This is a genomic window from Verrucomicrobiales bacterium (assembly GCA_016793885.1).
Taxonomy (GTDB): Bacteria; Verrucomicrobiota; Verrucomicrobiia; order Limisphaerales; family UBA11320; genus UBA11320.
The window spans coordinates 123953-147220 of record JAEUHE010000079.1; the positions used below are offsets into that span (position 1 = coordinate 123953).

14 protein-coding genes are annotated in these 23268 nt (G+C 59.4%); 5 read left to right on the forward strand and 9 right to left on the reverse strand.

Features of this window, described 5'->3' with window-relative positions; translation table 11 throughout:
* The first annotated feature begins 4 nt into the window (after positions 1-4).
* Positions 5-1768 carry a sel1 repeat family protein gene (locus JNN07_09760; protein ID MBL9168014.1) on the forward strand — a complete coding sequence of 588 codons (1764 nt, stop codon included), beginning with the start codon at positions 5-7 and terminating at the stop codon, positions 1766-1768.
* Here the strand turns inward: JNN07_09760 and JNN07_09765 are convergent, their stop codons facing one another.
* The 3 genes from JNN07_09765 to JNN07_09775 all read right to left on the reverse strand — a co-directional run bounded on the left by JNN07_09765 (position 1769) and on the right by JNN07_09775 (position 5621).
* A complete protein-coding gene (locus JNN07_09765; GenBank protein ID MBL9168015.1) occupies positions 1769-2305 on the reverse strand; it encodes a D-alanyl-D-alanine carboxypeptidase family protein in 537 nt (178 codons plus the stop codon). It abuts the gene before it with no gap.
* 20 nt (positions 2306-2325) lie between these two features.
* Complete coding sequence (locus JNN07_09770) at positions 2326-3675, reverse strand: amidohydrolase (protein MBL9168016.1); 1350 nt, start codon at positions 3673-3675, stop codon at positions 2326-2328.
* A gap of 335 nt (positions 3676-4010) precedes the next feature.
* The gene (locus JNN07_09775) at positions 4011-5621 is read right to left on the reverse strand and encodes a sigma 54-interacting transcriptional regulator (GenBank protein MBL9168017.1); all 1611 of its coding nucleotides are present in this window, start codon (positions 5619-5621) and stop codon (positions 4011-4013) included.
* A 189-nt stretch (positions 5622-5810) separates the two neighbouring features.
* On the opposite strand from JNN07_09775, the gene JNN07_09780 reads away from it, so the two are divergent.
* The 3 genes from JNN07_09780 to JNN07_09790 all read left to right on the forward strand — a co-directional run bounded on the left by JNN07_09780 (position 5811) and on the right by JNN07_09790 (position 9755).
* Positions 5811-7373: a TROVE domain-containing protein gene (locus tag JNN07_09780; protein MBL9168018.1), complete on the forward strand. Its 1563-nt coding sequence runs from the start codon at positions 5811-5813 to the stop codon at positions 7371-7373.
* A gap of 318 nt (positions 7374-7691) precedes the next feature.
* A complete protein-coding gene (locus JNN07_09785; protein MBL9168019.1) occupies positions 7692-9203 on the forward strand; it encodes an RtcB family protein in 1512 nt (503 codons plus the stop codon).
* A gap of 348 nt (positions 9204-9551) precedes the next feature.
* On the forward strand, positions 9552-9755 hold the full coding sequence (locus tag JNN07_09790; protein ID MBL9168020.1) for a DUF2892 domain-containing protein: 204 nt from the start codon (positions 9552-9554) through the stop codon (positions 9753-9755).
* Here JNN07_09790 and JNN07_09795 read toward each other — a convergent pair.
* The 6 genes from JNN07_09795 to JNN07_09820 form a co-directional block, all read right to left on the reverse strand.
* On the reverse strand, positions 9752-11791 hold the full coding sequence (locus JNN07_09795; GenBank protein ID MBL9168021.1) for an alpha-L-fucosidase: 2040 nt from the start codon (positions 11789-11791) through the stop codon (positions 9752-9754). The two genes, JNN07_09790 and JNN07_09795, sit on opposite strands and share 4 nt — an antisense overlap.
* Before the next feature lie 163 nt (positions 11792-11954).
* Positions 11955-13739 carry an immunoglobulin domain-containing protein gene (locus JNN07_09800; protein ID MBL9168022.1) on the reverse strand — a complete coding sequence of 595 codons (1785 nt, stop codon included), beginning with the start codon at positions 13737-13739 and terminating at the stop codon, positions 11955-11957.
* 527 nt (positions 13740-14266) lie between these two features.
* Positions 14267-15991, reverse strand: a complete 1725-nt coding sequence (locus JNN07_09805; protein ID MBL9168023.1) for a type VI secretion system tube protein Hcp — start codon at positions 15989-15991, stop codon at positions 14267-14269.
* Positions 15992-16063: 72 nt separating this feature from the next.
* Positions 16064-16696, reverse strand: a complete 633-nt coding sequence (locus JNN07_09810; GenBank protein ID MBL9168024.1) for a type VI secretion system tube protein Hcp — start codon at positions 16694-16696, stop codon at positions 16064-16066.
* Positions 16697-17365: 669 nt separating this feature from the next.
* A complete protein-coding gene (locus JNN07_09815; GenBank protein ID MBL9168025.1) occupies positions 17366-20548 on the reverse strand; it encodes a protein kinase in 3183 nt (1060 codons plus the stop codon).
* 180 nt (positions 20549-20728) lie between these two features.
* On the reverse strand, positions 20729-21478 hold the full coding sequence (locus tag JNN07_09820; GenBank protein MBL9168026.1) for a sigma-70 family RNA polymerase sigma factor: 750 nt from the start codon (positions 21476-21478) through the stop codon (positions 20729-20731).
* A gap of 225 nt (positions 21479-21703) precedes the next feature.
* Here JNN07_09820 and JNN07_09825 point away from each other — a divergent pair, with 225 nt between their 5' ends.
* Positions 21704-23080, forward strand: a complete 1377-nt coding sequence (locus JNN07_09825; GenBank protein MBL9168027.1) for a hypothetical protein — start codon at positions 21704-21706, stop codon at positions 23078-23080.
* Positions 23081-23268: the final 188 nt, after the last annotated feature.

Genomic DNA, 23268 nt, shown 5'->3' on the forward strand with positions numbered 1-23268 from the left:
TTCTATGAATGCCGTAGTGAAAACGCTCCGCTGCGTGTGGGTTCTTCTGCTTGTCACCGCTGCCGCCGACTCAACCGCGGCCGGACCAGCATCCGCTGACTATGAAAAGGAAGTGACGGAGTGGATGGGTAAGGATTTTCAGAGCCTGAAACAGGGGGCGGAGCAGAAGCTTCCGCCTGCGATGCTGGTTCTGAGTTTCGCCTATCGGGAAGGATATGGCGTCGGAGCCAACGCAAAGCTGGGCAAGCAGTGGCTTGATAAGGCGGTCGAGGCGAACTACGCGCCGGCGCTGTGTGAGATGGGTATCGTCAGCATGCTGGCGTTGACCAACGGGACGCCGGAGGTGGGCTCGCGTGAGGCGCACCATTGGCTGAAGCGGGCGGCAGATGAAGGTTTCATCCCCGCCTACCGCTGGCTGGCCAGTTTATACGCCATCCCGGGAACCGCCTGGGCCAGCCAGGAAAAGGCGGTGCTCTGGATGAGCAAAGGAGCGGAGGCGAACGACGCCCCATCGCAATACCTGCTGGGCCTCGCTTACGAGGCTGACGCCAAACGCAAATCAAACATCATGGGTGCCACGATCTATCCCTGGCGGGAATGGATCGAAAAGTCGGCCGCGCAGGGATTCCCCGCTGCGCAAATCAAACTGGGAGACCTGCACCTCGAAAAGACCGGCGATGATCCGGCGAACCTGGAACGGGCGCTGGCCTGGTTCCGCCGAGCCGCGGACCAGGGTTCGAGCGAAGGGATGATTCAAATAGCCATGGCGCTGTACCATCATCAGAAGGACGCAACAGAGGGCTTCGATGAGATTAAGATGTGGCTGAACAAGGCAGCATCGTCGGGTAGCGGAAACGCCAGGCACCTTCTGAAGCAACTCGCCAAAGGTCAGCCACTCGATGCCAAGGAGTATGACTCCATTCCCGACCCCGGACTAATGCTATACGCCGCCAATCAAGGCCGGGCTGATTGCATGTCCACTGTCGGAGAGATGTATCGGACAGGCCAGGGACTGCGAAGGGATCCCCGGGAGGCGGCCGCTTGGTTTCGTCGCGCCGCCCAGGCAAAGGATCCTCATGGCATGATGAGATATGCGGAATGCCTCGAACGAGGCTACGGAGTCCCAGTTTCATTTTCCGAGGCGGCGCGCTGGTATCAGCGGGCGGCTGACAAACAGATGGGATCGACAGCGGCGGCGTATCTACGCCTGGTCCATACCGGAGCCACGCCGCCAGTCGACACAGCGACATTTCATTATTGGATTGAAGGAAAGCTGACCAACAGTCCGGCCGATCGCACCACCTGGATGGCCGAGATCTACTGGAAAGGAGCGCTGGTGGAACAAGACAAGCGAAAGGCGTTGGAACTCTTTCGCGAGGCGGCTCTGGGCGGACATCCGCAGGCCCAGAATCGCGTCGGGGAGTTCCACCTGGCCGGCGTAGGCGGCACACCTGACGTATCTCAAGCGCTGCTGTGGTTTCGCGCCGCCGCCACCAATCATTTTCCAGAGGCGCAACTCAACCTGGCCAAGTTGTACGCGGCTGGACAAGGGGTCCCCAAGAACCTGGATAAGGCCTGGATGCTCGCCTCGGCAGCCGCCCGACATCCCCTACCACAGGCCGAGACGCTGGTCCGGAGCACGGCAGCGCAGCTCTCGCCGGAGCGGTTGGCGAAATTACACGTCCATCTCAAGAAGTATGAGGAGGCTCATCCGATCACGGAGCCTGACTGGAACCCCATCTTCTTCACCGCCCCCCTGGCCCGATGATCACCCTTCGCCCAGACACCAATGCCAGGGCTCGTAAACAACCCCATGCGGGTTGTTCCTAGGATAGCTCATCGCGAACCCAAACTGCCCGGCATGGGCTGCCAACCAGGTAAAGGCCGGTAGAGTCTCAAAAGCCTCCGTTAAGGGCTCGCATCCAGCTGCGGTCAAGTCCAACGCACGTCCCGTGTGATGCTCGCTATAGCCCGGAGGCGCGCTCACGGTCAGAATCTGAGCGACGCTCTGCCCGGCGGCTAATTTCCGATCCCAGATCTGACGCTGGTAGTCGACACTACGAAACGCCGACACCAAGAGCAGATCAACGCCCTGCCCTGCTGCTGACGAGCGCATCGCTTCCCAACCCGCCGCAGCCGCCGGAGTCAATCGCTGCTCGCGCCCATACATGTCCTTGCCCACCGAGACCAACTCCGTCGCCTCGCGATGAAGAATCATCCCTCGCTCCGTCCCATACGCGGCTGGGATACCCAACTCGGAGAGGTGTCGGGCGATGCGGTCTTCGTAAGTCTCAGGTGATGTCATGAGCGACGGAAGGATGCGGGCTATTTGTGAAGCAACTCAAGCACAGCAGCCGTCATGGAGCTCACACAGGCCTTGAGCGTGGGCTCGGCTACAGGGGCAAATGTGGGAGAGTGGTTGGAAGGCAGGGGCACCCCTGAACGCTCACTCTGCTCGATAAGCGCCGCATCCGTAGCTCCTACGAACCACATGCAGATGGGAATTCGATGAGCCGTGCGGCCCAACTCCGAAAAATCCTCCCCTCCCGTGATCGGCGTCTGAACGCGGACCCGATCGGATCCAAACCACTCAGTAAAGGTTCCAGCCAAACGACGCGCCAACTTGGGGTCGTTGCTGGTCACAGGAACCGACTCTGGAGTCACTACCACGATCGGTAGCAACGCATCGGGAACGCCTGCGGCCCGTGCCAACCCATCGCACACACGACGAATCGAGGCGACGAGCTGAGCCATCACCTTCTCGTCGAAGCTGCGAAGCGTCAGCTCCAGCTTAACCGAGTCCGAGATGATGTTGCGCTTGAGCCCACCCTGAATTGTCCCGACGGTGACCACCGCCGGAGTGCCTGGTTTCATCTCTCGACTGACGATCGTCTGCAACGCCAACACGATCTGAGAAGCGAGCACGATGGGATCCTTGGTGGTATGAGGCGCCGAACCGTGCCCACCCACACCACGCACCTGGATATCCATCGACGTCACACTGGCGAGCAATGGCCCCTCGGCATAGCCAATCACGCCCGCCGGCAATGCGGACATGACATGCAAAGCAATCGCGTAGTCTGGCTTGGGGAATCGCGTGAACAAACCGTCCGCCAACATCGCCCGGGCTCCGGCCACGATTTCCTCAGCCGGTTGCGCCATCAGCACTAGGGTCCCAGACCACTCGGCCTTCAGGGTCACGAGCAGCCGCGCGGTGCCGATCAAGCCGGCAATATGGGCGTCATGAGCGCAAGCGTGCATGGCCGGCTGATCCTTACCGGAAAGATCCTTCACAATATCCGTGCTGGCATACGAGACTCCGGACGCCTCCTTCACCGGAAGCCCATCCATGTCCGCGCGGACAAGCAAAGTGGGCCCCGCTCCGTTTGTCAGCACTCCCACCACCCCGGTGTTCCCGACTTTTTCGGTCACTGCAAAGCCAAGCAAACGCAGCTCACGGGCGACCAAGGCGGCCGTTTTCACCTCCATGAACGAGAGCTCCGGGTGAGCGTGCAGATTGCGGTAGATCGCTTCGATCGGAGCATATTCCGCCTGCACCCGCTCATTCACATGCTTTCGGAGTTCCTGGGAGACCGAAGCAGCCGTGGCCTGGAACCGCGACAGGGCTGCGATCAAACTGACAAGGACGGAAAGAGTGGCGAAGTTCGATTTCATGAAACCCAGATTGGTGACCCAGCCTAGCCTCACGGCGCGCCATGACAACCTCAAAGCCGGGTGGCGGAGGGGTAGCCGGGTGTGATTTGAAGTGAGCGAGCTGGAACTGATTGCATCGGAGGGGACCAAAGCGGCACAGGGGTGCACGCACTCCAAGACGCTCCGCGCGGTGGCAAAGCTATTTGGAGTGCTGTAGTCCTCTACAGCTTTCAGCACCCGACGGAGTCGGAAATACCGCTGACGAGGAAACACTCTCACCCACTTTAATCACACCCGCCTCGCTGGGCTCCCCGCGTTAGCTAATCTCTTCAAACCAGGGGTTCTCACGTGCCAAATCAAGTGGAACTAGCCCTCACCTCCTCCCAATCAAGCTGAAACCGGGCGAGGTACTTGCGCAGCCGATCAGCATCGTTCGCCGTTCGCCGATTCTCGCGAGTCACGGCAAACAGTTTCCTTCCCGCTTCGGAGAGGGTGGCGGATTCCCGACAAACCCGAATCACTCCGGCGAGTTGCACCCGATCGAACAGATCAAGCTCCTTGAGACGTTTGGGACCCACCAGCGCGAGCAGCGTGGCGTCATCATCCCCTTCATCCCGTGCCTCGCTCCACGCCACGCGGAGACGGGTCACTTCACCGGACAGCACCTCGCGGGTGATTCTTCCTCCCGACGCGAGGGTCGCCATTCGGGTAACACAGGCATTGAGGTCCCGGAAGTTGGCCGACCAGCGAGCGGCCGGAGACCGAGCAAATTCGAGGAAGGCCTCGCGCACTTCCTTGCTGAGCGTGACCCGCTGACCGGATTTCCGCGCATACTGGTCAAGTTCGTAATCTAGATTGGGTTCAATATCCTCCGGACGCTCCCGTAATCCAGGCAACTGGAAGGTCCAGAGATTGATTCGAGCCAACAAATCCTCACGAAAACGTCCCTCCCGCACACTCTGGAGCAGATCGCGGTTCGTCCCCGCGATCAGCTGAAAATCGCTCCTCACCTCCTCATCCCCCCCAAAGGGGAGAAAACGCTTCTCCTCAAGCGCGCGCAAGAGCATCGCCTGCTCGTCGGCCCCCAGTTCGCCGATCTCATCCAGGAACAACACACCTCGATCGGCCGTGCGCAACAACCCAGCCCGATCCTTTTGGGCTCCCGTAAACGCCCCTTTCACATGACCGAACAACGCGCTCATCGCGGAATCCCCGCGCAAGGTGGCGCAGTTGACATCCACAAATCCGCCCTCGAGCTGGTGCCGGGATTTCTTGAGTTCGTAGATGCGGCGAGCCAGCTGTGATTTACCGGCACCCGTAGGTCCGGTCAGCAAGATCGGCTCCCGAGCCTGGATCGCCACATGTTCAATCTGCTCGATAAGCTCATTGAACCGGGCGTTGCGAGTGGCGATTCCCGACTTCAAAAAGGTGCGGGCTTCACGCTGCTCCGTGCCGAAGCGCGAGGCCAGGCGATCATACTTGGACAAATCGAGATCGATGATGGCGAACTTGCCGTCGGCTCCACGTCGCTTGGAATCCAACGGGGCGCTCTGCACCAGCCGCGCGGGAAAATGCCGCGATTCCGTCAGCAAGAACAAACAGATCTGCTGCACGTGGGTGCCGGTGGTGATATGAATCAGGTATTCCTCTTCGTCCGGTTTGAAGGGATAAGCCCGAGCGAAGTCATGCAATGCAGCATAGACCTCCTCAAAATCCCAGGGATCCCGCAGCGGCTGCGGCGTTCCGCGTGCAATGATGGATTCGGACACCCGTCGCAGGTCCGACAAGACCACATTGGCGATATTCTGAAACTGAGGGTCGTAGATCAGCTCGAACCGATCCACCGGCAGCTCCGGATGCTTGCACAAGGAAACCGTCGGACGCCATTTAGACCACCGCTCTTCGTGGTAGCCGAAGTCCAACACACTCCCCAGCAGTCCAATCACGACTCGTTTCTTGGTTGCCATAGCTTTAATTCGCTTACATTAGCTTATCGGCTACTCGCTTGAAGAGGCAAATCGTTTCGACAGAGGGCCCAACCTACTAAAGAGGACGTTTTCTGCGCGTTTTCAGCATTTCCACGAGTTCGGGGCCATCATCTCGAGGTTGGCATGCGCCTTGCAATAGGGTCGGCAGAACGAGACGAAAGAATCGATATGGCCAACAAGAACTTATTCCGATCCCAGCGAGGAGCACTGCTCCCGCAAACGGATGCCACCAATCAAGAGGGTGCCCCGGCCTATGCGTTCGGCCCGAGGCACGCCCTCGCGCAGTATGTCGCAACGGGTTGCTTGAACTCCACCTTCTACGCCTCCGCGAAGGACCAATTGCAGCAACTCCTGAGCTTGGCGCGAGACGTCGATGATCCGTTTCTCGCGAAAGCGGCGGTTTACGCCCGAACCAAGGGATTCATGAAGGATACCCCGGCGGTGCTCTGCGCCCTCCTGGCGACCCGCGATACTCAGCTTCTGCGACGGGTTTTCGATCGGGTGATCGACGATGGAAAAATGCTCCGGAACTTTGTGCAGGTCATGCGCTCCGGAGCCGTGGGACGCAAGTCTCTCGGCACGGTGCCGAAAAAGCTGGCTCAGGGCTGGTTGGAGTCCAGAACCGACGAGCAACTGTTTCGGGCGTCGGTTGGGAACGACCCCTCCATGGCGGACCTGATCAAGTTGGTTCACCCGAAACCGAACAGTCCACAGCGCGAGGCCCTGTATGGATACCTGCTCGAGCGAAAGCACGAAGCCACCGCACTGCCCGAAATCGTCAAACAGTTCGAGGCGTTTAAGGCGGCCGTTCCCAACCAGCGAGGTGTGGTGCCGGAGGTACCGTTCCAAATGCTCACGGCGCTCAACCTCGGTCAAACGGAATGGGCGGCAATCGCAAAACAGGCGCCTTGGCAGATGACTCGCATGAATCTGAACACCTTCGCTCGTCACGGGGTTTTCAACGATCGAGCTATGGTTAACACGGTCGCTCAGCGACTCAAGGATCCGAGTGCCGTCCGACGCGCTCGAGCGTTTCCGTATCAGCTGCTGGCCGCGTTTCGGTCGGCCGGGAACGAGGTGCCCAGCCCGATTTTAGAAGCACTGCAGGACGCCATGGAGGTGGCAACCGAGAACGTGCCCCGTCTCGAGGGAAAGATCTATGTGTGTCCGGATGTCTCCGGCTCCATGAGTTCCCCGGTGACGGGGCACCGGAAGGGGGCGACGAGCTCGGTGCGGTGCATCGATGTAGCTGCTCTGGTGGCCGCTTCCATCCTGCGACAGAATCCGCAGGCCGAAGTCCTGCCGTTCGAGTCGAACGTCGTGCCGGTGCGTCTGAACGCCCGCGACAGCATCATGACGAATGCAGAGAAGTTGGCTGCAGTGGGCGGAGGCGGAACGAACTGTTCCGCCCCGCTGGCCGAGTTGAACCGCCGCCAAGCGAAGGGCGACCTGGTCGTGTTCATCTCCGACAACGAATCGTGGGTGGACGCGACCAATGGCCGCGGAACCGGGACAATGCGCGAGTGGACCGTGTTTAAGCGGTTTAATCCGCAGGCTCAGTTGGTCTGTATCGATCTTCAGCCTTCGGCGACCACGCAGGCGAACGAGGGAGAATCGGTATTGAACGTCGGAGGATTTTCCGACCAAGTCTTCGAGGTGATCGCCGCCTTCACGGAAGGCCGCCTCGGGGCCGAGCATTGGGTGGGCGTCATGGACGCCATCTCTTTGTAGGACGCCACCGGAGGGCGGAGCAGCACAGCAAGCTGTGACTGTTTCCGCCCTCCTCGAAAGACGAATTTGCGGTTCGAATGCCGCCGAGACTACACGAAACCAAACCGTCTCGGTAACCTTTTGTCGAACCGCTCTTAATAACGGGCTCTCGTCGAGGGCCAAGTCAGATTTGTGACGAATGCCGATGGAACTACATCTCTAAAGAAGACGCGGTTCCGGGTTCGAGTCCCGGTGGCTCCAACAGATGGGGCCATAGCTCAATGGTAGAGCACGAAAACGTTTCATCACTCTTTGTCGTCACATACTTTTGCAATAGATATGGAAACTGCCACAAACCAAATGAGCATCCAATCCACCGGCGAAGCGACGGGATTTCTCCCAGCGCCGGAGAACAAAGGAAAACCGATCACCGTCATCGGAACCAAGGCCATCCGCGACGGCTTCGATGCCAAGTGCCTCGAGCAAGCGTTGAACTCACGCGGTGCGCCCGGTGTGACGGATCTGGTGCTGAACCCCGATGCCCATGCAGGCTATGGAGCCCCGGTCGGTTGCGTGCTCGTGTCCCCGACCCATGTGTATCCGGGGCCGGTGGGGGTGGATATCAAATGCTCCATGAGCCTGCTGCAGCTGGATCTTCCCGCCGCCGCGATCGAGGATAGGCCGACCCGCCGGGCGCTCATTGACGCCATTCTGGAGCGCACTCCAACCGGCGCAGGTAAGGGCCAGCGTTCCGTCAAGAAAGGGCGCGCGGTCGACAGTGCGCTAGGCCGTCGCGTTGCGATCGAAGGCGCTTCAGTCGGGGTCTGTCACGAACTCGGGATCCCGCCCGAGTGGGCGACCCGCTGCGAGGATTCCTTTCACCTGGGCCACAACAACCAAAGCGGCGATCTCGCCGAGCGCCTCGAGTTCCTCCTCTCGACTGGCCGCTTCGCCAAATTCGAAGACAAGGTGCGTCAACTCGGTTCCTACGGCGGCGGAAACCACTTTGGAGAATGCGAGACGGTGCAGGTGGGAACTGACGAACGGGCCCGGCGCGCCGCCGAGGTCTTCGGACTGCGCGATGGGCACGTGGCGTTTCTTTCCCACTGCGGATCTCGCGGGTTCGGGTATCAGCTCGCGAATGATCAGTTTCGGGTGCTCCAAAGCAAGTTTGCCACTTGGGACATCCCTCTACCGGGTGGGGATCGCGAATTGGTCTATGCCCCTCTCGGCACTCCCGAGGCGAACGACTATCTGAATGACATGGCCTTGGGTGCCAACTTTGCGACCGTGAATCATCTCTTGATCAATGCTCTGGTGTTGGAGGCATTCCAAGAGGTGCTACCCGGAGCCCGTGGATCCCTCGTGTACTTCATTAGCCACAATATCGCCCGACGCGAGATCGTCGAGAATCGCGAATGCTGGGTTCATCGAAAGGGAGCCACCCGGGCCTTTCCCGCCCACCATTATGCCCTGAAAGAAACACCGTTTTATGAAACCGGGCATCCGATCCTATTGCCGGGCAACCCGACGGCGGGATCCTGCGTGATGGTGGCCGATCCTGGCGCCGCTAAGAGCTGCTATAGCGTAAACCACGGCGCAGGCCGAGCCAAGGGGCGCAAGGCGGCAATCCGGGAACTGGACCAGTCAACGGTGGATCAAGAGTTTGCCGCTCACGATATCCTGACCAACTGCCGCACCTATCCGAAGGACGAGGCTCCGGCGGCCTACAAGGACTTCAACGAAGTCCTCAGCTCAGTCCGGCTCGCTGGCCTGGCCAGTGAAGTGGCGCGGCTGCGCGCCCGCTTCGTGATCAAGGATTCCGAGGACAGCCTGAAAGGGGCAGCCTAGAAGTTCCTGCTTGGGGCGTTCCCGTCGGCGTACGGAGTTTCCACTTCAGTGGGGGCGGCGTGCGTTCAGCGGTTCAGGCAGGAACTCGCCACCAATGCACGTAAGCCGACCGAGCTGGCCAGAACCTGAGTTTTTGCCCACGGAACACACAGAACACACGGATGAAACCAAGCCCACTGGCAGCCCGGTCAGAATAAAATCACCTCACCGGATTTCAGGTCCCATCCGTGTGATCCGCGTGATCCGTGGGCCAAATCGCCTCTTTCCCTGTTCCCAGTTCAGGGGCGGTTGCGAGTGTAACCTTTTTCCCATCCGTGGCTCGGTGCCAGCAGAAGGAACTTTGATACGATGACACTGGAACGAATCATTCGAATGGCGGCCGGGACCTTCGTCCTGTCGAGCTTGGCGCTGGCCCATTATCATAGCCCCAACTGGCTGTGGTTTACGGCCTTTGTAGGCTTCAACCTGCTCCAATCGTCCATGACGGGTTTCTGCCCGCTGGAAATCGTGCTTAAGAAACTCGGTGTCGGGAAGCAGCAGGGTTGCTGCTAGGGGTTCACCAGGATCTCGAGTTCCGCGGTGGCTACACACTTGGCGTGATTGACTTCGTCGAGATACACGACCCGCAGGTAACGTCCTTGCAGAGCGCGCGGGAATTCCAACTGACGCCAAGTCTGGGGATCCTTCTTGAAATTGGCGAACGATCCTTCGAATTGGGGCCTCTCCGCAAAGGCATCCGGTTTCTCACTCGCCCACACCGAAATGGCGCTCGGAAAATTCCCAACAGCGTCTTGACGGGACAAATAAGCCAGCCCGTTCACCGACCACGATTTTCCGAGGTCGACGACCACTTCATGAGGGGGCGGGAGGGTCGAGCTACGCCAGGCGGTATGCCACATGGTCTTGGGATCTCCATCAAATGCCGCCCCGGCGGGAGTGTCGTTCTCCTCTGAACTAGCCTTCACAACGCTGATTTGGGAAGGAGGGAGACCGAAACGACGGCTCACCACCGGCCCCCCGGCGGATGACGATGACGGGTTCTCGGTGTCAAAATAGCGCGCTTTCAGGATCCCACCCAGCGGCAGACGCTGAGGCTCTCGATAAACCAAGGACTTCCGACCCGGCTCAGAACCGTCAAGGGTATACCGAATCTCCCAAGCCGGAGTCGGGCTCTCGATGGCGAAATGACCGTCGCGACTACGGGACAGGGTGGGAGCTCGCATGGCAGGTTGTCCTCCCTCTCGATACGCCAGCGCGGGCACCGGACGATCGACATGGAACGCCGCGAATTCGCGGATCGTTACCGGCGCAACCTTCCCCTCGATCTTCAACCGCAGCTCCGTCACCGCCACAGCCGGGATGGGAATAATTTGGCGAACCCCAATCTGACTCCCTCGCGCCAAGACGACCGATTTCCCATTCTTACGCTTCCCTTCCACCATAAATTTCCGCACACGCTCACCGCCCGCGATGTCCTCACGCAGCACCAGATGATCGACGGTCTTCTCGCCGCTGAGATCCAGTGTTAAACCATCACCCTCACCTTCCATGACTGCCAGGGGCTTGGCGAACCGCGCACGAATGTCGTCCCCAAATTCACGCAACCGCGTCATCTGAGCGGCTGGCACTTCACCATGAGAATCGGGCGTCGCGTTGAGCAACAGATTCACTCCACGCCCGACGGAGAGGTAATAAATCTCGCTCAAGGAATCCAGGCTGAGGATGTTCTTGTCCGAACCCGGGGACCAGAACCAGCGCGGGCGCAAGATCGAGACATCGCACTCGGCGGGACACCAAGCATTGCCCGTTGGAGTGCCGGCACCTTCCTTGGGTGTCTCGCCTTCCTTCCAATCGATGGTGTTCCAGCAGGGATACGGAGCGAACCCATGTTCCGTGCCCACCCAGCGAGAGCCGCCGGCCATGCGACCCTGAAACGAGATGATGCCCGGCGCATGTTTTGTGATGATATCATTGATGGGAACAATGTTGCCCCCATCAAACCACATCTCGAACATCGGTCCGTACTGAGTCAGAATTTCGGTCAACTGCTGACGGTAGATTGCCTTGTACGCTGACTGTTTGGTGGGGTCTTTAGTGCGACCGCCCACTCCCGCGCCATGGGTTTCATCGTAGGGTCCCAGGTAAACACCGAGAGCCACCTGATCCTCCTGACACGCCTTCGCCAGCTCCGCCAGCATATCCCCTCGCCCCTCCTTCCACGGCGAAGTCTTGATAGAATAATCCGTGGTTTTCGTTTGCCAGGTGCAGTAGCCACCGCCGTGTTTCGCGACAAAGATCATGTATCCGGCGTTCGCCGCCTGCACGGCTTCCACCCACTGCTGAGCGTCAAAGCGGTCGGGGTTGATCTGAGTTCGAGGTGTCGAGAGATTATCACCCTCGCCTCCCTGGTACACATTGGGTGCCCAATGAAAGAACAATCCCACTCCGGCCTCATGCCAGGCAATTTGATTGGGAGTCGGGACGGGGATGCCCGGCACCGGAGCTGGCGCGGCCAGGAGGGAGGATGACAGCAGAGCAACCCACGCAGTGAAGCCACCAAGCCATCGGGAAACCAGGATTCGAGTCATAAAGCGATGCGGCCGACGACTCAAATAAGCGTAAGCCTGTCGGCACGACAAGAACCATCCCTACAAGCGTCCCCTCTGCCAAGGATTGTTTGTGAGGCGCGAGTTCATAGGTAGCATCATTTCCGAATTTGGAGCCGTGAAAGTTGGCGGAGGAGATGATGCTCTATGGAAGAGAGAATTGAGGCTTTACTCGATACCATCGGCGAATGTGATGCGGCAGCTCGGATTCGATAAAGACCGTGCTATCCCCGACGGACGTGATCGTCGAGTAAAGTTGCCAAGCTTGGAGGTCGCCTGAAACCTGGATGTCGTAGTTCAGCCCTCTCTCGCTGCTAAACTCAAAAGTTACTTTCCCTTCGGCCGTCAAGTGCGGCCGATGGATCTCTGGCACTGCAACCACCAAAGCGTCCGGGGTCACGACCGCTCCCGATTGATTACTGACCATGACTGAGTACCAACCTGAGTTGGTCGTTCCAATTTTGGAAATCGCAAGAGTGGAGTTTGTGGCTCCCCCTATTGCCTCACCTTGCAACAGCCACTGATAGGTTAGACCGCCTGGAGTCGATTGCTTCTCGGCGGCACGGACCGTCAGGAGTGCATGGGTGCCAAAGTTGGTTGTCAGATCACGAGGCGACTCGAGGATTTCAGGACGATTGGCTGGCTCCGTGATTAGGAACTCCCGGGTTTGATACTCGTAGTCCCAGTAAAACGGGAATGTATTGTCAGACTTGGTCCCAGAAAGAAGAAGATGGGTAGCACCACGAACATATGCATTGTTCACAGAAAAATAGAACCTGAGGGGGAACTCGTGGTCTTCTTCGATCGGAAATATCCAGTCAACGACTCCATCTCTGTTGACGTGAACAATCTCGGGAACCCGCCCGGGATTTTGAGGATACTTACTTGGCATGTTGGAGACAAAAATCGCGGCATCGCCGCTAGTGATAAGAAGTGGGTCTCCCCAGAAAGGTCCATGAAACGTGCTCCAAAGACGCACTCCTTCGGAAGTGTATTTAGATATTACCGTGGATCGGGAGCCTGAGAAACCTCGGGAGGCAACTAGGAGGTTTTCATCCCTGTCCAATGCCAACGTCGTTCCATACTCGCTAGAGTTCGAGGCCGAACCCAATGTGCTTTTATACAAAGCGAGCTGCTCTTGCTTTCCAGCCGGATCGAAGCGTACGAGATAGGTGTGCGTGAAGGTAAACTGAGAAGAGAGATCCTGCGTTCCTGTGACAAAGAGATCGCCACTTGAGGCCACAACTAAGGCGCTTCCGCGACTATTTTCACCCCCATTCACGAGGTTGATCCAGCAGAGAGATCCGTTGGAATCGACGCATTCCACCACGCTTCTTGCGCTGACCGGTGGTTGAGTGGTGTCAGAGAGCCCCATCAGAAAGACTTGGCCCGCAGGACCAATCGCTAAGAAATCCGCCTTGGCCCCTGCAAAACTGCCGCGATGGTCTGTCTCCCAAAGGATTTCTCCCTCCGCACTAAGTTTTTTAAGGTTAAACCCATCATTCCCCAGAATCCTCAAGCTTCCGGATCCCTCCACCTTTACCACGCGCCCATAAACATTAGTTTTTGCCCAAGCGATCGTTCCATCCGGACTGATTCGTGCGGAGCCACCTGATGAATGCACCACAACCAAGTCGCCCCCAGGGAGCAGCGCGAGACTCAATCCAGGTATGGGAACTACCCACTTCAGGTTTCCCTCACTGTCATACTTCAGAGTGACGGTTAACCCCGTTTGATAAAGGTTGCCGTGCTCATCTAAAACGGAGTCCTGGTTTACATCGCTGGCGGGTTTTTCGGGCTGGCTGCGAAACGACATTCTCCGTAACTCCAGGAGCTGCGCTTCAAGGTAACTGGCCCACATCAGCAACACCCCCACGGCAAACGCTTTAATCAACCCAGCACTAGCACTGCGGCGTTGCGAACGACTCATAACATCTAGTTAATATGGGATATCCAAGAACAATGCGAGTTCAGTTTCCTGCCGAAATGGGCCAACAAAGCTGCTGGCCCTCGCTATCGCGATGATCGCTGGGGCCTGTTTGGGCGTGAGGCGGCCTGAAGGAAAGCAACGTCGTGCCCTGATCTTTACCTCCATAAATGGCGACTAAACACGGTGGGCAACACGGTAGGTTCTCACCTTGGTGTTAGGGAACCCCAGGGTTCGAAGAAATTAGCCGGGAGTGCGCGCACTCCCGGAAACGGTAGAAGTATCGAGCATCGCGCAGCGATGCCACCGCCTCAACAGGGTTGCGTCCCCGCCGACTCAAGCAACCTGATCCATTCGTCAGCCCGTTCTCCGAAGGGTGGCACGCCTTGCAGGGCGCTGTTGAATAGGGGGCCGATAGACCGGGGGTGTCGCTGCGCTCGACGCCCCGGCTAATCTCTTGGAACCCTGCGGGTTCTCGGCCGCGGATTCAGGAACTCACCCAAAGAAGTAAGAAGAACGCGGGGTCCACTTCATGGCACCGGATCGCAGTTTCCCAGCTTTAAGGAGGCCTGGTAAAGCTGACCAATTTCTTGCACAGACAGCGTCCGGTCAAAGACCAGCATCTCGTCCACGGCTCCTCGAAGTCGGTCCCCTACTCCGCCCCCCATCGTGCTGAGTGGCAGCGGAATCCGATCCGGGATAACCTCGCTGAGCTGTCCATTCACATACAGCGCAGTGCCCGACGCCGTGTCGGCGAGAACCAGATGCACCCATACCCGGGTCGGCGCGGAGTAGGAGAAATACCGATCCCAGCGACCGAACCAGGTGATCCCAACGCGTCGACCGGCCTGCCCATATTGCTCCAACTTCACCGCCGTGCGAGCGTCCAACAACAAGGCGCTGGAGGCATCGATCGAATCATCGCGCCGCACCCAAACCGCCAGCGTCCAATCGCGCTCGATCAGGCTGCCCGGCTGCCCTTCCTCGATCAGGCTGAGCCGGTCGTCCTTCCCATCGAAGAGAAACGCGTTGCCGATGCGCCCGGGAGAGATCTCGGGTTCCCCGATCGCGACCAATGGCTCCCCCTGGACCTGATCGACCTCGCTCTCTCCGCGCCACCAATGCACGAGTCCCGTGGGCAAGGTGGGGCAACCGGTGAGCGTCTGCACGGCGCGGAAGAATCTCGTCGGGAAGCTGTCGATCCTCACCGACATCTCCATGTAGCCAACGTCAGGCAGCTCATGCGCCATCCCTTCTGGTTGCCACGGACCGGCGAGGCTCGGCGCCGACTCGATGCGGAAAAAGCGACCGGGGATCCCCTCGAGGCGGATCCGCCACTCGCTCGGATCCACACTCGCGTCCAGGAGGTGAATGCGTGGTCCGCTCGACACAACCAAGGTATAGGTTTGCTCATCGAAGTTGCCAACGAAGTCACCGCCCGCCACTCGAAAGGTGAACTGACCATTACGGCTCGGCGTCCCGGAAAGCACTCCGTCCCGAGACAACGTCATCCCGTCGGGCAACAGCCCGCCGCTCATCCAAAACTCATACGGTGGAGCCGTGTCTCCCGAAACCGAGAAGACCTGCCGATAGGGCATACCCTGCGCGGCAGAGGACAAGGACCTCGGAGTCAGCACAACACCGGGGAGAGGACCTTCCCCGGAGAGGGGTGCCGCTGGATCCCAGTGGACGGTTACCGAGCCCGTCAAGCGGGTGTCGTCAGCCGATTGAATCGTCCATTGAAACGCGGCCTTATCGAAGGTCACTTTTTCAAAAGGCGCTCCATCGAGATCGCAAGTCCATTCGATCCTAAGAACTCGGACCCTCTCCGCTTTGGCAAAATAGAAGGGCCGCGTCTTGGATTCAGTCCCAACCGATTTCGTGCGCATGGCGAACAGGAGATAGTTAAGGCGGCTTCCGTCGGCAAAGGAGCGAAAGAGTGCAGGAGAGACACCGTCGATGAGTTTTACTAGGGTCGTCGGATCGAATTGAAAGGGGCCCTGGGTACTGTCTCCGGTGGCGCCCTTGCCAGGATCCGGAGGGGCCTTGCTAGCACCCTCCTCAAAACCCACTACCCTACTCCACCCCTGGCTCCCTGGAAACTCGGGGTCGGTCGACTCACCGATCCCTGGCATCGATGGCTCCGAAAAGCCAAATCTCACAAAAACATCAAACGATTCCGCCCGAGCGCCAGGAACCGAAAGCAGAAGCAATGTTCCGAGAAACCACGGTGAAAGGATCCAAGAGAGGTTCATGAGAAATGAACGATGGGGTTAAAGGGGTAAAGATGAGACAGCGCGATCGTTAGGCTGATGTGGCGTATCGAACTACGGTACTGCGCTTCCGAAGGCTTCCTTATTTTCCTTGAAATCCCACTTTGCCACCACGGGGGCTCCCAACTCTCCAGTGGAGGATTGGGAGCGAAGGGTCATTCGAAGCGCCTCATACTCGAATCGAATGGTCTCGATCGGTTCATCCTCGTTTCCAGCCCAATTCTGACGTATCGGCAACGCATCCAGAAATTCATACTTAAGATAGGCCTCCCCGCTTCGCGCGCCCTGCTTGCGAACTACCATCTCCATCATCTTAAACGGAGATCCCTTAGCCATCGCGAGGAAGATCGAGGGAGAGATCACTTTCATTTCCTTCCCGATATCGAACCCGATGGAACTCACCCTTCGACCCGCTCCACCACCGCCAACCGGCGTGACGAAGGTGAGCTCCGCTCCCAACGAGAAAGATCTAATACGGCACCATCCCTCTGTGCTCTTATAAACCGAATCATCGCTCTCTCCCGGGAACGAATTACCACGATCGTCTTTTAAAAATCTTATGAAGACGTCAACCTGGGCATGTGACACGACGGTTGAAGTGAGGCTCAGCAGGACGATCAACATCCACCGGCTGATCCGGGGCGCGACCCCTGCGCAATGATAGGGGTAAGTAGGATGGTTTTTCATAGATTGATTGGTTCGCCAAATTTGTTTTGTGGACACTGCATGATTTCAAGAGTCAGGGACCGTGTTCACCTCATATCTGAAGCGTTCCGGGATCCGTGTTGCAGAGAAAATGAAGTTTCCAAGAATGACGACCTCTCCGTGAACCGATCGTTCGCTTCGGTGTCCAGACCTGTGCAGCCTCACGCGAAGAAACCAGGTTCCATGGAGCTGACCGTGAAGCGGTCCGACGGGGTTTATAGCTCTGATCTCCGGTGGCGCGATCTCTTCTTCACCTCCAATAATGCGGGCCAAAAATGCTGTAGGAGACCCTCATTTCTTCGGGTGAGTTCCTAAATCCGCGGCCGAGAACCCGCAGGGTTCCAAAAGATTAGCCGGGGCGTAGAGCGCAGCGACACCCCCGGTCTGTCGGCCCCCTATGGAATAGCACCCTGAAAGGCGTGCCACCAGCCGGCGAACGGACTGAAGAACCGATCGGGTTCCCTGAGTAGGCGTGACGCAGGCCTCGGAAGCCGGTGGCATCGCTGCGCGATGCTCGAGACTGCTAACGGTTCCGGGGGTGCCGGCACCCCCGGCTTATTTCTGGGAACCCTACGGGTTCGAGGTGGTCCGCGTCGTCCGTGGGCAATATGTCCCCGCTCCAGAAACCCCTTCCTCAACGATCTAAAAGCATCAGCGGATGGCTCCCCCTCCGAGGCGCCGCGCGATCGCTTGCATCTCGGTGAGGGATTGTTGATCGGCGGGAATCTCCCAAACTCGCGCGACAAGGTCATTGCCGGCCGTTGCAAAGGCGAGTCCATCGCCGCGCACATCCAACTTCAAGACCCAGCCGCCATGCTGCAACGGGGCGCCCAGAGGCTCACCGGTCGACGTGTCCCAGAGGCGGAGTGTGTTGTCATGCCCTCCTGAAGCAAGGATTCGGCCGTCGGGTGTGAATCGCAGGTCGCGGATCGTGCCGGCGTGAACGAGAGGGCCGCACACCTTACGGCCCGATGGATACTCATAGATCGTGACGGAAAAATCGCTGGCCGCAACCGCGATGCGATCCCCTGCGGCGCTGATCGTCACCGCGGTGCCGCTGGTGGGAAGCTTCATGGGCTTACCGGACACCCGTTCCGTAGACAGATCCCAAAGTTGGACCGTCACGCCATTCAAGGCCACCATCCAGCGACCACCCGGGGAAAACGCGACGGTGCCAAGCGCGGAAGCCCCCACCTCAAACCGGCGTTTGCCGCTGGCCACCGTCCAGACCCCAGCGGGCCGTCCCGGCAAAACCGCCACGAAGAGTCGACCGTCGGGCGAGAAATGCTCGTTCAAACGATCTCGGACCCGCCCCTCGATCGAAACAGTATCCAGCAAACGACCGGTGGTTGCATCCCAAGTCCGCAAGTGGTCGTCAGAGCAGCTCGTCACCACCCGACGGACATCCAGCCAGGCCGCGGCGATGGCCCGTGCCGGGTGAGGGAGGGCAATAGCCGCCCCCTGGTTTGTAAGACTCCAGATCCGTGCTTCCTTCTTCAGCCCCAAGGCCACCAACCGTGCGCCGTCGGGGCTGAATGCAACGGCCTGGACCTGGCTGTCATGAGGCCGGCTCCAACGCGCCGGCCCGTTCGTTCCAATATGCCACAGTCTCGCCGCCCCCTCCGACCCCGCGGAAACCAAACGAGTGCCATCCGGGCTCCACGCGAGATCCCGAACAATTCCCGAATGCCGCAGACCGTCGCGCTGACCCTCCCCGGTCCGAGCGTCAAAGAGTCGGACGAATCCATCCCAGCCCGCAGTACTAAACCAACGCTCGTCAGGGCTGAACGCCACAGCAAAGACGGGCCCAACATGCCGCCTCGGCGGCATCAAGGACTTCCCCGTCCTCGCCTCAAACATCCGGGCAGTGCCGTCGTAGCTGCTGGTCAGCAGCCGCTCGCCATCACGGCTGAATTGTAGAGAGAGAGGAGTATCCTCATGCACCAATTCGACGGGATCGAGGTAACCACGGCCCACGTGGAATAAACGGGCAGTAAAGTTGGCGCTGGAGAGCGCGAGCCACTCACCGTCAGGCGACCAGGCTCCATTGCGCCAGCCGATCCCGGAGGGATGCTGGCGTGTCTCCTTGGTAACCAAATCGTGAATGACCAGCGGACCGCGTTCCAGCAAAATGGCCACCCGCTGGTCATCGGGTGCGAACAAGACCTGGTTAGGCCGAGCGACACAGGCCAAGGGTTCTCCCACCAACTCTCCATCCGCGGTTCGGCGAATCTCAACCGCGGTCTTCTTCATCACGGCAAACCACTGCTGATCGGAAGAAAACGAAACGCCAGCCGATGCGCCATCCCGAGTGCTCCCCGAACCCACCCCTTCGAAAGGACCAAAAGCCGGGGCACCACTGTCGGCCTCCCACACCTGGATCTGCCCCGTGACGGTTCGTGTGAACACCAAACGATCCTGGGCTGAGAAGCCCGCCCAATTGACGCCAGCCGTATGAGGCATGGGGCCAGTGATCGCTTCGCCAGAGAGCGCATCCCAGACCCGCGACGTACGATCGCGGCTCGCTGTCACCACGCGCAGCCCGTCGGAGCTGAAGCGGGCGGTCATGACCGACCCCGTGTGCATCCACTGGTGCTCGAGACGCGGCATATGAGCGAGCGTCTGGTTGAACCGGAGACGGTGCATGGCAAATCGCTCGGAATCGCCTTCATCCAGTCGCGCAGCCTCCACAAACGAGGCGAGAGCGCTGAAGGCGTCACCCGACTCGGCCTGGCGATTGCCGCTGGCGACATTCAATCGAACCAGATCCCGCCGCTGGGCTTCGGCCTGGCCGGCGAGCTGCGCCCGGGCACCGGTCAGCCGGACATTCATGACGGATGAAACCACGGTCACCGTCGTCGCGCTGATCGCCGCCAGGGCAAGCAAGGCCGCTTGAGCTCGGTTGCGTCGAACCCACTTGACCGCGCGCTCCAACCAATGGCTGGGTCGCGCCAGAATGGGCTCGTTCCTCTTCCAGCGGTCGAGGTCGTCTGCCAGAGCTTCCGCCGACCCATAGCGGCGCGCCGGCTCCTTCTCCAGGCACTTCAAACAAATCACCTCCAGGTCCCGATCCACAGCGGGATCCAATGCCGATGGCCGCTTAGGATCCTGTTCCAAAACTTGTCGGATGGTCTCCATCGTGGTACCCCCGGCGAAGGGAGGCTGCCCGGTGAGCAGATGGAAAAGCACGGCGCCGAGACCATACACATCCACCGCGGTGGTCAGCTGCTTCGTATCGCCCCTGGCCTGTTCGGGCGACATGTAGCTGGGGGTCCCGATCACTGCCTGGGTCCGGGTGATGGCACTGTCCTGCTCGATAACCTTGGCGAGGCCAAAATCCGTCAGGTGCGGCTCCCCCCGGCCATCGAGCAGAATGTTGCCGGGTTTCAGATCGCGATGAAGGATGCCGCGTTGATGCGCGTAATGAACGGCGCGGGAAATGGTCGAGACCAGACGAGCAGCGCTCTGGTTTCGCTCATGGGCTCCGGAAGGAATTCGATCGCAGGAAAGCGGCCCACCCTCCACCAGCTTCATCGTAAAGAAGTGCTGGCCATCGTGCTCTCCCACTTCATAAATAGGGACAATGTTAACGTGGTCCAGCCTCGCCGCCGCTTCCGCTTCCGTGCGAAAACGCTCCACGAGTTCAGGCGAAGCTAGCCAGCCCCCCGAAAGGACCTTGAGCGCCACAATGCGGTTCAGTCGCCGCTGCCTGGCCCGCCAGACCGTGCCCATGCCTCCGCGGGCAACTTCCTCGATCAATTCGTAGTCTCCTAGGCGTCGCGCTGGAATGTCCGTCCCTCCACGCCCTCCCTGATCCTCACCCTCTTCCGACATCAGTGATCCCAAGAGACAGCGCGGGCACAGCCCATCAGCCACCCCCGCCCGGTGAGGTTCACCGCATCGGGGGCAAACTGGACCCAATTCTGTCATGCTGGAGGACGGATTCACCGGTTACTCTGTTTCTGAAGCAGGAGCAGCCGCCTGTTGCAAACAAAGTGCTCCTCTGGAGCGATCTCAACCCGCGAGAGCTGAAAAAAGATAGGCAATCTCTCCGTCGATGTCCTCGGGACGGGCCACCGTATGGGCAATTTCGGCCCGAACCAACTCACGAAAGCGCTTGCGGAAGCGATGAACGACGGAACGAACTCCTGTCTCACTGATTCCCAGCCTGGCGGAAGCGTCGGCATACGACTGAGAACCCTCTCCACCCAGGAGGAATGGCTTTAAAACCTCATAGCGTTCGGTATCCCCGCTCTCAGCGACCTCTCGCCGGAACCGCACAAACACCGCCTCTAAAACCGCTTCGGCCCAACGACGATCAAAGACCTTCTCAGCCGACCAATCCGGAGAGGATTCCAGGAGATATCGTGACTCCGCGTCGGCGTCATCCAATGAGACCACCGACACTCCACCACCCCGCTTGAGTCGTCGCGACTTATCCCACTCATTCGCCAAAAAGTGGTTCAGCAAGGTCAACAGGTAGGTGCGAAACTTCCCGCGCGAAGCATCTGCGTCGGCAACATCGTTCTTCTCCAACAGCCGCGCAAAGAAGCCTTGGGTCAAATCCTTGGCTTCATGCTCATCATAACCACGGCGTCGGACGAAGCCATAAAGTGGACGCCAATAGGCGCGGCAAAGGTTTTCCAGGGCCTCCGAGCGCCCCGAACAAGAGATGTCCCCAGCCCGCAGCACAAGACTCCAATGGGTGGTGCGGAATTCGGTTCCGACCGGCTCGCGATTGTTCAACGGTTCCGTATTGGCCACAAATACTTTAACTGACGCATCCCTGCTCCCGCCGCCCAGAATGTCCACATCCCCGGCCATCAACGGGCCCTGACTGCGTGAGAGGATCAGTTATCCCAGCCCACCGCAGAAATGCAACCGTTTAGGAGGCAGGTTCCGTTTGAAATGGGTGAGGCCAGGAGAACTCGCCTCCGTCGGCTTGCGGCCCACTGATCCAGAGGGAACGCTTCCTGCTTGACCGCCAGGGTGTCGACAGTACGCCTGTGCATCCTATTGTGGTTGAGCCTGCCTTGGGGCCTGGGAGCCCAGCGGATCAACCACGCCGGCCGAATACTAGGACCGCTGCCCGTAGTTACCAACGCCGTCCTGTTCAATACCCCCGAATCCGATGACGTGGTGTCACGTTTGCAGATCTTCCCTCCAGACAATGCCTGGAATGAGGATGTTTCTCGTCGGCCCCTGCTGACCAACTCCGCGGCGATGATGTCTCAAATTGTGGCCGACCTCCAGCCCAGCCGACGGGGGATACGCGCCTTTTACGAGATGAACTTCGCCTTGGTTCCGCCCAACCAACCGCTGGTGCCGATCGTGTTCGACCTCTACGGTGATGAGTCAGACCCCAGTCCATATCCTATCCCTTCAATACTGCCGGTTGAAACCTGGCCCAGGGACACGCCCTCCACCTATACCCTGTTCGATTGGCAACGGGATCTGTACGGGGACGGCGGCGACCGCCATGCCATCATCCTGCAGCCCAGCTCCGGACTGCTCTGGGAGACCTGGCAGACTCGCCTATCCGTTGTGGGTGGCCAAAGTCAGTGGCAGGCAGCCAACGGGGCGAAGTTCAATCTCAACAGCAACACGCTGCGCCCGGAAGGCTGGACCTCGGCCGACGCGGCCGGATTGAGCATGTTCGCGGGCCTGGTGCGCTACGACGAATGCCAGCGCGGAGTCGTCGAGCACGCGCTGAGGCTCGTGGTCGCCAAAACACGACGGAGCCACATTTATCCCGCCACCCACCACGCATCCTCAGACACCAGCCCAAACCGGCCCGCGATGGGACAGCGCCTGCGCCTGCGCTCTTCGTTCGTCATTCCTCCAAGCTGGTCGACGGAGGAGAAGGCGGTGTTGGTGGCGCTGAAAAAGTATGGCGCGCTGGTGGCGGACAATGGAGGCTTTTTCTCCCTGTCGGTCGCCCCGGACCAGCGCTGGTCCAGTTCAGCGTTCAGCCACTTATCCAGCGTGTCGGTCACAAATTTCGAAGTGATCCAGAGCACCGGCATTAGCGAAGGGCCTCGGTCACCGGGGGCGCCGATGGTCAATGTCGGCCAGGATCGAACCGTGCGGGTGGGGGCCAGCGTCTCGCTGGTGGCCCAGGTGAACCATACCAACACCTTGCCGTTGGCTTTGGAATGGCGGCTGTATTCAGGGCCGTCCGCGGTGACCTTGACCGGTACGAACCAGGCCGCGGCCACCGCCGTATTCCATACCCCGGGTGAATACACGCTGATGCTCAAAGCGGACGATGGTGTGCATACCCCTGCCTACGACGCTACCGTGGTGCGGGTACTGAACGCCGCCCCGCCACCGCCCCTCAACCTCCACGTGCTCTACGCGCGGTGAGAAGCCCGACAAAAACCCCAACATTCTGAGGGCTCTTGACTATGGACCGCGGTGGCACGACCTGAGCATTACCCACAAGTTCGGAGGGCTTCCTCCCTATCCCAACGGGATTGCGCCTCAAAGCCCAGGGTTGGGAGGAACGAGCTACCCTGGGGAAAACGCCATAGAATCCACAACCCCATCGTGGG